The 14,426-nt window shown below is 59.0% G+C and carries 12 protein-coding genes; all 12 read right to left on the reverse strand.

All coding sequences use genetic code 11. From position 1 onward, the window contains the following. The gene (locus ACTORR_RS14160; protein ID WP_197897382.1) at positions 1-1,611 is read right to left on the reverse strand and encodes an ATP-binding protein; all 1,611 of its coding nucleotides are present in this window, start codon (positions 1,609-1,611) and stop codon (positions 1-3) included. Continuing rightward, entirely contained in the window at positions 1,604-3,664 is a 2,061-nt protein-coding gene (locus ACTORR_RS14165) for a Mu transposase C-terminal domain-containing protein (protein WP_182819149.1), read from the reverse strand. Before ACTORR_RS14165 ends, ACTORR_RS14160 begins: the two co-directional genes overlap by 8 nt. Positions 3,665-3,677: 13 nt before the next feature. After that, positions 3,678-4,505: a heteromeric transposase endonuclease subunit TnsA gene (locus ACTORR_RS14170; protein WP_000017067.1), complete on the reverse strand. Its 828-nt coding sequence runs from the start codon at positions 4,503-4,505 to the stop codon at positions 3,678-3,680. A 184-nt stretch (positions 4,506-4,689) separates the two neighbouring features. After that, positions 4,690-6,525: a glutamine--fructose-6-phosphate transaminase (isomerizing) gene (gene glmS / locus ACTORR_RS14175; RefSeq protein ID WP_054884838.1), complete on the reverse strand. Its 1,836-nt coding sequence runs from the start codon at positions 6,523-6,525 to the stop codon at positions 4,690-4,692. A 2-nt stretch (positions 6,526-6,527) separates the two neighbouring features. Then, a complete protein-coding gene (locus tag ACTORR_RS14180; RefSeq protein ID WP_054884856.1) occupies positions 6,528-7,304 on the reverse strand; it encodes a DeoR/GlpR family DNA-binding transcription regulator in 777 nt (258 codons plus the stop codon). A 258-nt stretch (positions 7,305-7,562) separates the two neighbouring features. Beyond that, positions 7,563-8,930 (reverse strand): bifunctional UDP-N-acetylglucosamine diphosphorylase/glucosamine-1-phosphate N-acetyltransferase GlmU, encoded by a 1,368-nt coding sequence (gene glmU, locus ACTORR_RS14185; RefSeq protein WP_313365046.1) that lies wholly within the window; start codon positions 8,928-8,930, stop codon positions 7,563-7,565. A gap of 120 nt (positions 8,931-9,050) precedes the next feature. Further along, entirely contained in the window at positions 9,051-9,470 is a 420-nt protein-coding gene (locus ACTORR_RS14190; protein WP_033695933.1) for a F0F1 ATP synthase subunit epsilon, read from the reverse strand. Positions 9,471-9,514: 44 nt separating this feature from the next. Then, on the reverse strand, positions 9,515-10,891 hold the full coding sequence (atpD, locus tag ACTORR_RS14195) for a F0F1 ATP synthase subunit beta (RefSeq protein ID WP_054884840.1): 1,377 nt from the start codon (positions 10,889-10,891) through the stop codon (positions 9,515-9,517). 27 nt (positions 10,892-10,918) lie between these two features. Then, the gene (gene atpG / locus ACTORR_RS14200; RefSeq protein WP_013974905.1) at positions 10,919-11,779 is read right to left on the reverse strand and encodes a F0F1 ATP synthase subunit gamma; all 861 of its coding nucleotides are present in this window, start codon (positions 11,777-11,779) and stop codon (positions 10,919-10,921) included. A 48-nt stretch (positions 11,780-11,827) separates the two neighbouring features. Then, entirely contained in the window at positions 11,828-13,372 is a 1,545-nt protein-coding gene (gene atpA, locus ACTORR_RS14205) for a F0F1 ATP synthase subunit alpha (RefSeq protein ID WP_054884841.1), read from the reverse strand. A 21-nt stretch (positions 13,373-13,393) separates the two neighbouring features. Beyond that, positions 13,394-13,930 (reverse strand): F0F1 ATP synthase subunit delta, encoded by a 537-nt coding sequence (locus ACTORR_RS14210; protein WP_003253191.1) that lies wholly within the window; start codon positions 13,928-13,930, stop codon positions 13,394-13,396. A 12-nt stretch (positions 13,931-13,942) separates the two neighbouring features. Beyond that, positions 13,943-14,413: a F0F1 ATP synthase subunit B gene (locus ACTORR_RS14215; protein ID WP_027917106.1), complete on the reverse strand. Its 471-nt coding sequence runs from the start codon at positions 14,411-14,413 to the stop codon at positions 13,943-13,945. Positions 14,414-14,426: the final 13 nt, after the last annotated feature.

The raw sequence follows: 14,426 nt of genomic DNA on the forward strand, positions 1-14,426 counted from the left end.
TCAGCTCGCTCTCAGCAGAGGCCGCAGATCGAGGATCAAGCCAACCTGCTTGAATCTGTCATAGGCCTCGCTTTCAGGCCCATCGGCATAACGTCGGCGCAGATCCTCCTCGGATAGGCACCCCCACTCCGTCCGCTTAACTCTGGAAATGCCGGGCCTCTTGGGAGCGTCCTGCGCGAGGTAGGCCGTGGCCTTGTGAATCAGGGCCGCCAGCGGGATGTCCGGATTCTCCGCCAACAATTCATCGGCCATGGGAATGGCGATGTCCCTCGGGATTTCCATACCTTCGAGCAGGGCGGCCAACCGCTTTGCCTTGTCATCAGCCGGAGGGGCCGGTGGTTTAGGTTGGGGGACGCTATCCAGAGAGCGAGTCAGGGTCAGCAACCGTCCCTCGATCTCTGGCATCAGCAGGTCGTCATATTTGGCGATCAGCTCGGGCCTACCGCTCCGCAAGGCCGCCAGCATCGGATGGACCGGTTTGAACTCGTCCTCGAAAACCCTGCGCAGCAACAGCGGCTTAATGCACTCGACACCTGTCACTATCGCCCGGATCTGCGCCAGCGCGAACAGCTTGATGACGATGTCCATGACCCCTTGGGTGAGGTCGTACATCGTAGCCTCCAGTTCATCATCCAGCGGCGCCGCATTTCGCAGCCACTGATACTTCCAAAGCCGCTTCAACAGACGCTTCCAATGCTCGTCCCGAGGCAACCTATCCCAGCGGATGCTGCCCAACCCGGAGACCCGCCGAGCAGCCCGGAACGTGCGCTGGAAGAACTTGCTGGCCCGGTGGGTGCCGACCTGAATGATCGGAACACCGATGGTGTTCACCAGCGACACGAAGAAATTGTGCATTTTTTCGGCACCACCGGAGCGTGCCTCGTTGAGGTTCTGAACCTCGTCGATGATCAGCACTCCGAGCGTGTGCAGATTGGCCACCTGACACATGGATGCCAGCAGACGTTTGGTACCCAGCTTCTTGCGTCCGTGGCTACGGCTGTAGTGGGTACCCAGGATCTTGTCTACTTCGTTGAAGAAGCTCAGGCACAGCTCATCCAAGTCACCGTCAATTGGGCAGTCGATCTTCAGGTAGACCAGTTGGGTGATGTTGTAATCAGGGTGATGGAGAGCTTGGGGGTACATGCCCAGAATCCGCTCCAGCGTGCGCGTCTTGCCGCAACCGGAGCAGCCGAACAGCGACAGGCTGTTGGCCGTAGAGGAGACACTCTGGTACACCGCCGCATCCAGATCCTCCTCCTCGACACGGCGATAGCCATTCTGCAGGTGCGCATACCAGGCACCGCTGGCCGGATTCCGACCGATGTACCCTTGACGGATCATCAGGCTGATCTTGCTCTCCAGCTCCAAGTGATGGCTCAGCGGCTGGAAGAAGCCGTGCAACAGGCGGGCAATCGCATGTGCCCTGAGCCGACCATCCAGAAGCGCCTCCTGCGGCTCGAAACCGGGAAGCTGCTGCAATAGATCGACCACCTCCTGCAGATCAGGAATCGGAGGCAATGCGCTGATGAGCGGATTGTCCTGATACTCGGGAAGCTGCTGCTCCTGGTAACGCGCCAGGGGAATGACTCCGCGCTGGAATTCTTCAGTCATCCTCTTCCTCCTTGAATATCAGGTCACTGAGATCTGGGAAGGCATAATCTTCCTGCTTCTCGCCCCGCAGTGGGATCACCTCGGCTGGCTTTTCCTGCTGTGCTTTATCCGGTTTGAATGCTGTTTTCTGGCGTTCCTGGCGCTTTTCCTGCTGCTTGTTCTCGCGGATCTGGGTTCCCAGATCCTTCGTGGTCATACCCGTTTTGACCGGACTGGCATCCTCTGCCTGGGCAACGATGGACTCGATCTGCTTCAGAAGATTGCCTCTCTCTACCAAAGCTTCCGCCGCCGCGTTGGTATCGCTACGCCGTTCCTCTCTGGACAGCAGCCAGACATCCCAGAAGGTCATCCCCCTGAAGCGTCGACTGCGGTCGGCAAGATCGCAAACCCAGTAGTCCTTGAGACTATTGGACGGCCGCAGGTAGATGTGGTCGGCGCTACGCGGATCGTATGCGACCGTTACCCCTGTCGGCCGGCGCCCCTGGCCTCGGTGAAACCAACCCTCCCTGATTGCTTCCTGGCAGGTGTAGAAGCAGCCGAACAGCCTGATTCCCAGCTCCGAAACCGTGGCCGACTCATGGGGCAAGAGATTTATCCGCACCAGCTCCTCGGGCGCAGTACGTAACCGGCCGGTCAAGTTGGCCAAGCCCCAGTTCCACAGCATGACCGGGATGGCTGGCAGATCGCCCGGCATACCAGAGGTTCTGTCGTATTTGCTCAAGGTATGAAAGTTGTTGTGGTAGAGGATGCCGGCAATGATGATCTGGGTGAACTCGGGCAAGGTCAGACTGGCATCAAGTCTGTAGTCGTGGCCACCCCGCTTCCGGCTGGTGGTGTCCTCGACCACACCGCTGGCATAGGGCTTGAAACGCTCCTGCACCGTCCGGAAATAACGCTCGACGATCCCCTTGGCATCTCCTCGCCTGGCCGGTGCATTCTCGATGCGAACGCCGAAGGCTTGGGAAAATGCTTCCACCTTGGTGCCATTCAGTTCGCCCTTATCGGCCAGCACCACATCCGGCAAGCCTTTGACCGGCCAGTCGCTGGCATCGATCTCCACGCTATACTGGCGGCAATACTCAACCTTGTCGGCGACCGTGTTGGCCAATGCCACCATGGCACTGACCCAGGAAGGTCCCTCGAATCCGACGTACATACCAACGACCATGCGGCTGAACACGTCGATCACCATGTAAACGACAGGCCTGCCGACGATAAGGCTGCGATCATGTTCTGAAACCAGATAGATATCGGCGATGGTGGCATCGATCTGGTAGCGGTATCCGGGCCCCAGTGCCTCGGTCGTCGATGTACTGCTGAGCGGTCGGAAGTCCTTGGCAAAATCCACTGCGGACACCCTGCATGGCAAGGTGTCGGTGAAGTGATATTCGCGCCCATAGAAGTAACGGAACTGCCCCAATGTAGGCAGTTCGGAGGTCGGCAGCTCCGTCAGAACAGCACGGAGCAGATTCAGCCCGGCGGCGTAGGCATCAGGAATGGACGGATGTTTTTCCTTGAGCAAACGTTCCTCGATGACCCGGCGAAAAATGCGCTCGATGTCCGGCGTGACATTGCTCCCTTTCCCCTCCATCACCACTCTGGGCCTGCCCAGCTTGGCCTGGTTCGGCTTTCTGCGCTTGCCACGGGCGCCCGAGTTGACATAGTCCGGCAAGAGGGCATTCCTGCACATGCCTCGCTGCCAGTAGCGCCTCAGTAACCTATACACCGTCTGATTGGTGACACCATGGCGCTCCATGATGCCTCTGACAATGAGCCCTCTGGGGCGCCGCACGAAAAGCTGGGGGTCGTGCACAAAATCCGCCAGCATTCCCCAAGCTTCATCACGCTTCTGCTGATCAAGGGAACCTTCCTCAACCTCCCGTAGGACTGTTTCCTCGAAGGGATCGGCAATGCTCTCCAGCTCCCGCTCCATGATCAGACGCTCCAGCTCTACAATCGATATCGGTTCGGGCAACGCCGTGTCCGAATCGATATCGATCCAGATTGCCTGCTCGGTACCGGACCAAAGCAGGCGCTTTCGCAGTTCCCCCATCCGGAACACCTGATTAACGGGCAACACTGCTCAGCTCCTGATGCATTTGATGAGAGTTGGCAACCAGGTCTTTCGGCTTCAGCTCCCGGTAAGGAGTGTCAAGATCGAAAAGGAAACAGTGCCGGGCCAGCAACTGGCGTAGCCAATAGAGCGCCTGACCGGCCTCCAGCTGGCCGGAGGTATCCAGTCCTTGGGCAATAGCGGTCAGCTTCCGGTCTGGGTGACGCTGAAACTCGAGCAGAAACAGCTGCTGGTAATGGGCGAGATCGTCCTGAGCGATGTCGCCTTCAGCATGGGCAGGATAGAGCCATTGGATATTGGCAAATGCCACCTTGGATACCTCGCGCTCCGTGACGATGACCCAGGGAATACCTTTTTCCTGCCAGTAGCGTCTTTCAAGCTCAAGCCTCTCGATAACTTCAGGCTTCTGCAGGTCGGTACTGTACTTGGCCTGAATCGCGATGCTCGGGCGCTGAGGATCTTCGAAATCCACCAGAAAGTCGCTGGTCAGTACCTGCGGGGTACCCTTGTAACAACCGTGGGGCAGGCCAAGCTCCTCGGCGATGCGCACCGTATCTTCGACCCGCATCGGAAACTGTTCACGGATATCGGTGACATGGGGAGACCGATCCAAGGTCAGGAAGATGGCCAGTTCAAGATCGGATAGAAGATGGTGTAAACGCCGGGTCTTGCTGCCAGGCAGGCGGTGGGAGCGACCCAGCGAGGACACGTCCCTGGTGTAGATGAACGGCTTGTAGTCTGATCCCTGGCCTTGGCCACGCCCGTCCTTGAGCCTTCTATCGATCTGGGCCTGGGTCAGCCCCTTGAATGTTCCAGACATGAGAAAGCCTGCCCCCGCTGTGTCGATGACCTCAACATAGCGGATGCAGGCTCAGAATGAAACTTTATTTATACGGATGATACTTTATTTATACGAATGAACCTTTATTTGCATCCCACACCTTTGTTGTTTTGTGACAACCTTTATTGTTTGAAAACAAATCGTCTTTCCAGGCGGAAAATGCTTACTCCACCGTCACGGACTTGGCCAAGTTACGCGGCTGGTCGACGTCCGTACCCTTGAGCACCGCCACGTAGTATGAAAGCAGTTGCAGGGGAATGGTGTAGAGGATCGGCGCCAGTTCGTCGACGATGTGCGGCACCTTGATCACGTGAGTGCCTTCGCCGTTGCTCATGCCGGCATTCTCGTCAGCGAACACCACCAGCTCACCACCACGGGCACGCACTTCCTGCAGGTTGGACTTGAGCTTTTCCAGCAGTTCATTGTTCGGCGCTACAGTGACCACTGGCATGTCGTTATCCACAAGCGCCAGCGGACCGTGCTTGAGCTCACCGGCCGGGTAGGCTTCGGCGTGGATGTAGGAGATTTCCTTAAGCTTCAGCGCGCCCTCCATGGCCACCGGATACTGGGCTCCTCGGCCGAGGAACAGGGTATGGTGCTTGTCGGCGAACAGCTCGGCAGTTTTCTCTACAGTGCTGTCCATGGCCAGGGCCTCCCCCAAGCGCGCGGGCAGACGACGCAGCTCTTCCACCAACTCGGCTTCGACGCCCGCTTCGAGGGTGCCGCGCACTTGGCCCAGCGCCAGAGTCAGCAGCATCAGCGAGACCAGCTGGGTGGTAAAGGCCTTGGTCGAAGCCACGCCGATTTCCGGGCCGGCCAGGGTCAGCAGGGTCAGGTCGGACTCACGCACCAGCGAGCTGATGCCGACGTTGCAGATGGCCAGGCTACCAAGGAAGCCCAGCTCCTTGGCGTTGCGCAGGGCAGCCAGGGTGTCGGCGGTTTCGCCAGACTGGGAGATCGAAACGAATAGCGTATCTGGCTGCACCACTACTTTGCGATAACGGAATTCGCTCGCCACTTCGACTTGGCATGGAATGCCAGCGAGGCTCTCCAGCCAGTAACGGGCGACCATGCCGGCGTGGTAGCTGGTACCGCAGGCGACGATCTGCACGTTACGCACTTTGGCGAACAGCTCGGCCGCCTGCGGGCCGAAAGCCTGGACCATCACGTGGTCCTTGCCCAAGCGGCCTTCCAGGGTGCGCTGGACCACGGTCGGCTGCTCGTGGATCTCCTTGAGCATGAAGTGACGATAGGCGCCCTTGTCGGCAGCTTCGGCGCCTTCGTGGTACTGCACGGTTTCACGCTGTACCGGCTCACCGGTCTGGTCCCAGATTCTTACCTGGTCGCGGCGAATCTCCGCGATATCACCCTCCTCCAGGTACATGAAACGGTCGGTGACCTGGCGCAGGGCCAGTTGGTCGGAAGCCAGGAAGTTCTCGCCGTGGCCCAGGCCAATTACCAGCGGGCTGCCGCTGCGTGCGGCTACCAGGCGGTCAGGTTGTGCCACGCTGATCAGCGCAAGGCCATAGGCACCGTGCAGACGCTTCACTGCCGCTTTAAGCGCATCGGCCAGGTCCGGAAGGGTCTTCAGGGTGTGGTGGATCAGGTGGACGATGACTTCGGTGTCGGTCTGCGAGCTAAACACGTAGCCCAGACCTTTCAGCTCTTCACGCAGCTCTTCGTGGTTTTCGATGATGCCGTTGTGCACCACCGCCACTTCGTTGCCGGAGAAATGCGGGTGGGCGTTGCCTTCGGTCGGTGCTCCGTGGGTGGCCCAGCGGGTGTGGGCGATGCCCAGTTGGCCGTTCAGCGGCTCGGCGGCAACAGCGGCCTGCAGCTCGGCAACTTTGCCGATCCGGCGGCGGCGCTGCAGTTCGCCCTGCTGGGTGTAGACAGCCAGGCCAGCACTGTCGTAGCCACGATATTCAAGACGCTTGAGGCCTTCGATGAGAATGGCAGTGATATTGCGCTCGGCTACGGCACCAACGATTCCACACATGTTTATTGCTCCTGGCTGATCGCGGCGCAAATCAAGTTGATGCCGCGGGCTTGAATCTGTTCGCGTGCCGCTGCAGGCAGGCGTTCATCTGTAATAAGGGTGTGCACGCTGCCCCACGGCAGCTCGAGATTGGGGATCTTGCGCCCGACCTTGTCCGACTCGACCATCACGATCACTTCGCGGGCTACCTCGGCCATTACCCGGCTCAGGCCAAGCAGCTCATTGAATGTGGTGGTGCCGCGCTGCAGGTCGATGCCATCGGCACCGATGAACAGCTGATCGAAATCGTAAGAGCGTAGGACCTGCTCGGCGACCTGACCTTGGAACGACTCGGAATGCGGGTCCCAGGTCCCCCCGGTCATCAGCAGCACCGGCTCGTGCTCGATCTCGCTGATGGCGCGGGCCACATTCAATGAATTGGTCATCACTACCAGACCGGGCTGGCGGCCCAGCTCCGGAATCATCGCAGCGGTAGTGCTGCCGCTGTCGATGATGATCCGCGCATGCTCGCGAATACGCCCGACCGCTGCACGGGCGATAGCCTTCTTGTAGGCAGAGACCGGTTGCGCCGGTTCACTGAGCATCTCCTGCGGTACCGGCACCGCACCGCCGTAGCGGCGCAGCAACAGGCCGTTGGCCTCCAGCGCGGCAAGGTCCTTGCGGATGGTCACTTCCGAGGTTTCGAAACGCTTGGCCAAGGCGTCGACGCTCACCTCGCCTTGCTCGCTGAGCAAGGCCAGGATGTTGTGGCGGCGCTGGGGAGTGTTTCGTTTCGACATGGTCTGATAAGTTTCGATTCGAAAGATAACAATTGCAATCAAAACCTAAGTTCGTCGGTTCGTCAAGGTGTGGATAAAAATTCCTGACAACACACATCCCTGTGGGAGCGGGTGTGCCCGCGAACACGGGCGCAGCCCGTGCCATACATCGTGTTGTCTACTTCGCGGGCAAGCCCGCTCCCAAAGGGTTGTGTGCAGGCATAAAAAAACCGACTTATTCACATAAGTCGGCTTTCGATCGAAACAGCTGTGTATAACTTAGCTTTTCTTGATCTTCTCCGGGCGCTTCCAGCCCGCGATATTGCGCTGGCGCGCACGGGCCACCGCCAAGTCACCTGCTTCGACAGCCTGAGTGATGGTCGAACCGGCCGCCGTGGTGGCACCGGCCTTGATTTCCACAGGCGCCACTAGCGAGTTGTTGGAGCCGATGAACACGTCCTCCCCCATCACGGTCTTGAACTTGTTGGCGCCATCGTAGTTGCAGGTAATGGTACCGGCGCCGATGTTGGTACGCGCACCGATCTCGGCGTCTCCCAGGTAGGTCAGATGGCCAGCCTTGGCGCCTTCCCCCAAATGGGCGTTTTTCAGTTCGACGAAGTTACCCACATGGGCCTTGGCTTCCAGCACGCTGCCCGGGCGCAGGCGGGCGAACGGCCCGGCATCGCTGCCCTCGCCCATCACCGCGCCGTCGAGATGCGTGTTGGCCTTGATGATTGCCCCCTTGCGCAGGGTGCTGTCCTTGATCACACAGTTCGGGCCGATCTGCACGTCGTCCTCGATGACTACCTTGCCTTCCAGGATGACGTTGATGTCGATCAGCACGTCGCGACCCACAGTCACTTCGCCACGCACATCGAAACGGGCCGGGTCGCGCAAGGTGACACCCTGGGCCATCAGGCGGCGGCCTTCACGCAGCTGGTAATGGCGCTCGAGTTCCGAGAGCTGGCGACGGTCATTGGCGCCCTGTACTTCCATCGGGTCATGGGGCTGTTCGGTGGCGACCACCAGGCCATCAGCCACCGCCATGGCAATGACATCCGTGAGGTAGTACTCACCCTGGGCATTGTTGTTCGACAGGCGGCCCATCCAGTCGGCCAGGCGCGCGGCAGGCATGGCCAGAATACCGGTATTGCCTTCCTTGATCGCCTTTTGCGCTTCGCTGGCGTCCTTGTGCTCGACAATAGCGACCACCTGGCCTTCGCCATCACGCACGATGCGGCCATAACCGGTCGGGTCTTGCAAGGTGACGGTGAGCAGGCCGAGCTGAGTGTCGTTAACCTTCGCCAGCAACCGCTGCAGGGTTTCCACTTCGATTAGCGGCACATCGCCGTACAGCACCAGCACGGTATCGGCAGTGATCGCTGGCAAGGCCTGCGCAACGGCGTGACCCGTGCCCAGCTGCTTGTCTTGCATGACGAAATTCAGGTCGTCGGCTGCCAGGCGCTCACGCACCAGCTCGGCGCCGTGACCGATGACCACATGAATGCCCTGTGGCTGGAGCTGGCGCGCGCTGTGGATAACGTGACCGAGCATGGAGTTGCCGGCTACCGGGTGCAGTACTTTTGGCAGCGCCGAACGCATGCGTGTACCTTGGCCTGCGGCGAGAATGACGATATCGAGGGACATTGACTGGCTACCAATCCTGGGTGGTCAGGGATGACCGAAGAGGGAATTCAGAAAAAGAAAAAGGGTAGCCGAGGCTACCCTTTAACTCAATCGCAACGGAAGTATGCGGCCAAAGCCGGATTACTTGCCCTTGCGCATTTGCTGGACAGTACGCAGCTGAGCTGCTGCTTCGGCCAGACGTGCGGCAGCAGCACCGTAGTCGAAGTCCGAGCTTTTCGCGTTCAGGGCGTTCTCAGCAGCCTTGAGGGCTTCCTGAGCCTGAGCTTCGTCCAGGTCGGCAGCGCGCTGCACGGTGTCGGCAAGAACCTTCACCATGTTCGGCTGCACTTCGAGGAAGCCACCGGAGATGTAGAACACCTCACGATCGCCACCTTGCTTGGTCAGCGTGATCGGACCAGGCTTGAGATTGGTGATCAGCGGGGCGTGGCCTGGAGCGATACCAAGATCGCCCAGGTTGCCGTGCGCTACTACCATCTCGACCAGGCCGGAGAAGATTTCTCCTTCCGCGCTGACGATATCGCAATGGACTGTCATAGCCATCTGCTTGCCTCAACCTGATTAGCGCCCCTTGCGGGGCGCCGGGATTACAGTTTCTTGGCTTTCTCGATCGCTTCGTCGATGCTGCCGACCATGTAGAACGCTTGTTCTGGCAGGTGGTCGTAGTCACCTTTGAGGATGCCGCTGAAGCCAGCGATGGTGTCTTTCAGGGGAACGTACTTGCCTGGCGAACCGGTGAAGACTTCGGCCACGAAGAACGGCTGCGACAGGAAGCGCTGGATCTTACGAGCACGGGCTACCAGTTGCTTGTCGCTTTCGGACAGTTCGTCCATACCCAGGATCGCGATGATGTCCTTCAGCTCTTTGTAGCGCTGCAGAACATACTGAACGCCACGAGCGGTCTCGTAGTGTTCGTTGCCGATCACGTTCGGATCCAGCTGGCGCGAAGTCGAGTCCAGTGGGTCAACCGCTGGGTAGATACCCAGGGAAGCGATGTCACGGGACAGAACGACGGTGGCGTCCAGGTGAGCGAAGGTGGTCGCTGGCGACGGGTCGGTCAGGTCGTCCGCAGGTACGTATACGGCCTGAACGGAGGTGATCGAACCTTCTTTGGTCGAAGTGATACGCTCTTGCAGAACGCCCATCTCTTCGGCCAGGGTCGGCTGGTAACCTACTGCCGAAGGCATACGGCCCAGCAGTGCAGATACTTCGGTACCGGCCAGGGTGTAACGATAGATGTTGTCGACGAACAGCAGAACGTCGTTACCTTCGTCACGGAACTTCTCAGCCATGGTCAGGCCGGTCAGCGCTACGCGCAGACGGTTTCCTGGTGGCTCGTTCATCTGACCGTAGACCAGCGCTACCTTGTCGAGAACGTTGGAGTCCTTCATCTCGTGGTAGAAGTCGTTACCCTCACGAGTACGCTCACCCACACCAGCGAACACGGAGTAACCGCTGTGTTCCATGGCGATGTTACGGATCAGTTCCATCATGTTTACGGTCTTGCCGACGCCGGCGCCACCGAACAGACCAACCTTACCACCCTTGGCGAACGGGCAGACCAGGTCGATAACCTTGATGCCGGTTTCCAGCAGGTCGTTGCCGCCTGCCTGGTCAGCGAACGAAGGCGCTGGCTGGTGGATACCGCGACGCTCTTCTTCGCCGATCGGGCCGGCTTCGTCGATCGGGTTGCCAAGTACGTCCATGATACGGCCCAGGGTGGCCTTACCAACTGGAACGGAGATGGCAGCGCCGGTGTCGACGACATCCAGACCGCGCTTCAGGCCTTCGGTCGAGCCCATCGCAATGGTACGAACCACGCCGTCGCCCAGCTGCTGCTGAACTTCGAGGGTGGTTTCCGCGCCTTGAACTTTCAGCGCGTTGTAAACACTCGGTACGACGTCACGTGGGAATTCCACGTCGATGACGGCGCCGATGATTTGAACGATACGTCCGCTACTCATAGCTGGATCCTCTGAATTTTTGAACCGTTAAACCGCGGCAGCGCCGCCGACGATTTCCGAGATCTCCTGGGTGATCGCAGCCTGACGCGCCTTGTTGTAGATCAACTGCAGCTCTTTGATCAAATCACCGGCGTTGTCTGTGGCGTTCTTCATGGCGATCATCCGGGCTGCCTGTTCAGCAGCGTTGTTCTCGACCACCGCCTGGTATACCTGCGACTCCACGTAACGCACCATCAAGCCGTCCAGCAGCTCTTTTGCGTCAGGTTCGTACAGATAATCCCAGTGATGCTTGAGATCCTGATCCGGGGTTGCCACCAACGGTACCAATTGCTCGACCGTCGGTTTTTGGGTCATGGTGTTGATGAACTTGTTCGAAACCACCGAAAGGCGATCGATACGGCCGTCCAGGTAGGCGTCCAGCATCACTTTGACGGAGCCGATCAGATCGTTGATCGATGGCTCTTCGCCCAGGTGGCTGATCGCGGCTACCACGTTGCCGCCAAAGATGCGGAAGAAAGTCGCACCCTTGCTGCCGATCACGCACAGGTCGATTTCAACGCCCTGTTCGCGGTTTTCGTTCATGTCCTTGACCAGGGCCTTGAACAGGTTGGTGTTCAAGCCGCCGCACAGACCTCGGTCACTGCTCACCACGATATAACCGGCGCGCTTTACAGGGCGCTCGATCATGAACGGGTGGCGGTATTCCGGGTTGGCGTTGGCCAGATGACCGATCACCTGGCGGATACGCTCCGCGTAAGGACGGCTAGCAGCCATGCGCATTTGTGCCTTGCGCATCTTGCTGACCGCCACTTTCTCCATGGCGCTGGTAATTTTTTGCGTGCTTTTGATGCTCGCAATCTTACTGCGAATCTCTTTTGCGCCTGCCATGTATCACCTATCAGGTTAGCAAGCGGGGGCCGGAGCCCCCGCTGCGGCTTACCAGGTCTGGGTGGCCTTGAACTTCTCGATACCGGCTTTCATGCCAGCGTCGATTTCGTCGTTGAAGTCACCCTTCACGTTGATCTTCGCCATCAGTTCGGCGTGATCACGGTTGAAGTAGGCGATCAGCGCTTGCTCGAAGCTACCGACCTTGGAGACTTCCACGTCAGTCAGGAAACCACGCTCAGCGGCGTACAGCGACAGGGCCATGTCCGCGATGGACATTGGCGCGTACTGCTTCTGCTTCATCAGCTCGGTTACGCGCTGACCATGCTCCAGCTGCTTGCGGGTCGCTTCGTCCAGATCGGAAGCGAACTGGGCGAATGCAGCCAGTTCACGGTACTGAGCCAGAGCGGTACGAATACCACCGGACAGCTTCTTGATGATCTTGGTCTGAGCGGCACCACCTACGCGGGATACCGAAACACCGGCGTTCACTGCAGGGCGGATGCCCGAGTTGAACATGGCCGATTCCAGGAAGATCTGACCGTCGGTGATGGAAATCACGTTGGTCGGAACGAACGCGGAAACGTCGCCAGCCTGGGTTTCGATGATCGGCAGGGCGGTCAGGGAACCGGTCTTGCCAGTGACTGCGCCGTTGGTGAACTTCTCGACGTACTCTTCCGAAACGCGCGATGCACGCTCCAGCAGACGGGAGTGGAGATAGAACACGTCACCTGGGTACGCTTCACGTCCTGGTGGACGGCGCAGCAGCAGGGAAATCTGACGGTAGGCAACGGCCTGCTTGGACAGGTCATCGTAAACGATCAGGGCGTCTTCACCGCGGTCACGGAAGAACTCGCCCATGGTGCAGCCGGCGTAAGGAGCCAGGAACTGCAGTGCGGCGGATTCCGAAGCACTGGCAACGACCACGATGGTGTTGGCCAGGGCGCCGGTTTCTTCCAGCTTGCGAACGATGTTGGCAACGGTGGAACGCTTTTGGCCGACTGCAACATACACACAGAAAATACCGGAGTCTTTCTGGTTGATGATGGCGTCGATGGCCATGGCGGTCTTGCCGATCTGGCGGTCACCGATGATCAGCTCGCGCTGGCCACGGCCGACAGGAATCATGGCGTCGACGGACTTGTAGCCAGTCTGTACAGGCTGGTCTACCGACTTACGCCAGATCACGCCCGGAGCCACTTTCTCGACCGCGTCGGTCTGGGTGTTGCCCAGAGGACCCTTGCCGTCGATCGGGTTGCCCAGTGCGTCAACGACGCGACCCAGCAGTTCCTTACCAACCGGAACTTCCAGGATGCGGCCGGTGCACTTGGCGCTCATGCCTTCGGCGAGGGTGTCATAGGCACCCAGGATCACCGCACCTACGGAGTCTTGCTCCAGGTTCAGGGCCATGCCGAATACGCTGCCAGGGAACTCGATCATTTCGCCGTACATGACGTCGGCCAGACCGTGGATCCGCACGATACCGTCGGATACCGAAACAACGGTACCTTCGTTACGGGCTTGGGAGCTCACATCGAGGTTGTCGATGCGGCCCTTGATGATTTCACTAATTTCGGAAGGATTGAGTTGCTGCATTGCTCTGCTGCCCCTTCAAACTCAAGATTTCAATGCTTCGGCCAGTTTCGCGATCTTGCCGCGAACAGAGCCATCGATTACCAGGTCACCAGCGCGGATGACGACGCCGCCAATCAGGCTGGCATCCTCCGACGCGTGCAGGCGAACTTCCTGGCCTAGCCGTGCACTGAGAACCTTGGCGAGTTTGTCTTGCTGTTCTTGGTTCAACGCGAAGGCACTGGTGACTTCCACGTCCACGGATTTCTCTTGCTCGGCCTTGTACAGGTCGAACAGAGCGGCAATCTCCGGCAAAAGCAGGAGACGGTCATTTTCCGCGGCAACATGAATGAAATTCTGTGCCTGTGCATTGAACTTGTCACCGCACACGTCAATGAACGTGGCGGCCTTTTCTGCGCTCGTCAGTCGCGGGGCCTTGAGCAGGCGCTGCATGGTGTCGTCTTGAGACACCGCAGCAGCCAGGCCGAGCATGGCTGACCAATTGGCCAGTTGCTGATGGGCCTGGGCATGCTCAAAGGCAGCCTTAGCGTAAGGTCGGGCCAACGTGGTCAGTTCTGCCATGATCGCCCTCGCTTAAATTTCAGCGGCCAGTTTGTTAACCAGCTCCGCATGCGCGTTTTGATCGATTGTGGCGCCAAGGATCTTTTCAGCACCGCCAACAGCCAGGGCACCCACTTGGGCACGCAGGGCGTCTTTCGCGCTGTTCAGTTCCTGTTCGATCTCGGCCAGAGCCTGAGCCTTCACACGGTCAGCTTCGACGCGGGCCTGGTCACGGGCTTCCTCGACAAGCTGAGCAGCGCGCTTCTTGCTTTGCTCAATGATTTCGGCTGCCTGTGCTTTAGCTTCACGCAGTTGCTGACCCACTTTTTCTTGGGCCAGCTCCAGGTCGCGAGCTGCGCGGTTGGCAGCGTCCAAGCCGTCGGCAATCTTCTTTTGACGCTCCTGCAGAGCAGTGATGACCGGAGGCCATACATACTTCATGCAGAAGAGTACAAAAATCAGGAAGGCAACGGATTGGCCAATCAGGGTTGCATTAATGTTCACGCCAACACCTCGC

The organism is Pseudomonas sp. SAR267 (genome assembly GCF_052077595.1).
Taxonomy (GTDB): Bacteria; Pseudomonadota; Gammaproteobacteria; order Pseudomonadales; family Pseudomonadaceae; genus Aquipseudomonas; species Aquipseudomonas vlassakiae.

Bases quoted from the DNA above. Each gene is read 5' to 3' on its own strand.
- ACTORR_RS14160 (WP_197897382.1), bottom strand. From the start codon at position 1,611: ATGACTGAAGAATTCCAGCGCGGAGTCATTCCCCTGGCGCGTTACCAG.
- ACTORR_RS14165 (WP_182819149.1), bottom strand. From the start codon at position 3,664: ATGGGGGAACTGCGAAAGCGCCTGCTTTGGTCCGGTACCGAGCAGGCA.
- ACTORR_RS14170 (WP_000017067.1), bottom strand. From the start codon at position 4,505: ATGTCTGGAACATTCAAGGGGCTGACCCAGGCCCAGATCGATAGAAGG.
- glmS (WP_054884838.1), bottom strand. From the start codon at position 6,525: ATGTGTGGAATCGTTGGTGCCGTAGCCGAGCGCAATATCACTGCCATT.
- ACTORR_RS14180 (WP_054884856.1), bottom strand. From the start codon at position 7,304: ATGTCGAAACGAAACACTCCCCAGCGCCGCCACAACATCCTGGCCTTG.
- glmU (WP_313365046.1), bottom strand. From the start codon at position 8,930: ATGTCCCTCGATATCGTCATTCTCGCCGCAGGCCAAGGTACACGCATG.
- ACTORR_RS14190 (WP_033695933.1), bottom strand. From the start codon at position 9,470: ATGGCTATGACAGTCCATTGCGATATCGTCAGCGCGGAAGGAGAAATC.
- atpD (WP_054884840.1), bottom strand. From the start codon at position 10,891: ATGAGTAGCGGACGTATCGTTCAAATCATCGGCGCCGTCATCGACGTG.
- atpG (WP_013974905.1), bottom strand. From the start codon at position 11,779: ATGGCAGGCGCAAAAGAGATTCGCAGTAAGATTGCGAGCATCAAAAGC.
- atpA (WP_054884841.1), bottom strand. From the start codon at position 13,372: ATGCAGCAACTCAATCCTTCCGAAATTAGTGAAATCATCAAGGGCCGC.
- ACTORR_RS14210 (WP_003253191.1), bottom strand. From the start codon at position 13,930: ATGGCAGAACTGACCACGTTGGCCCGACCTTACGCTAAGGCTGCCTTT.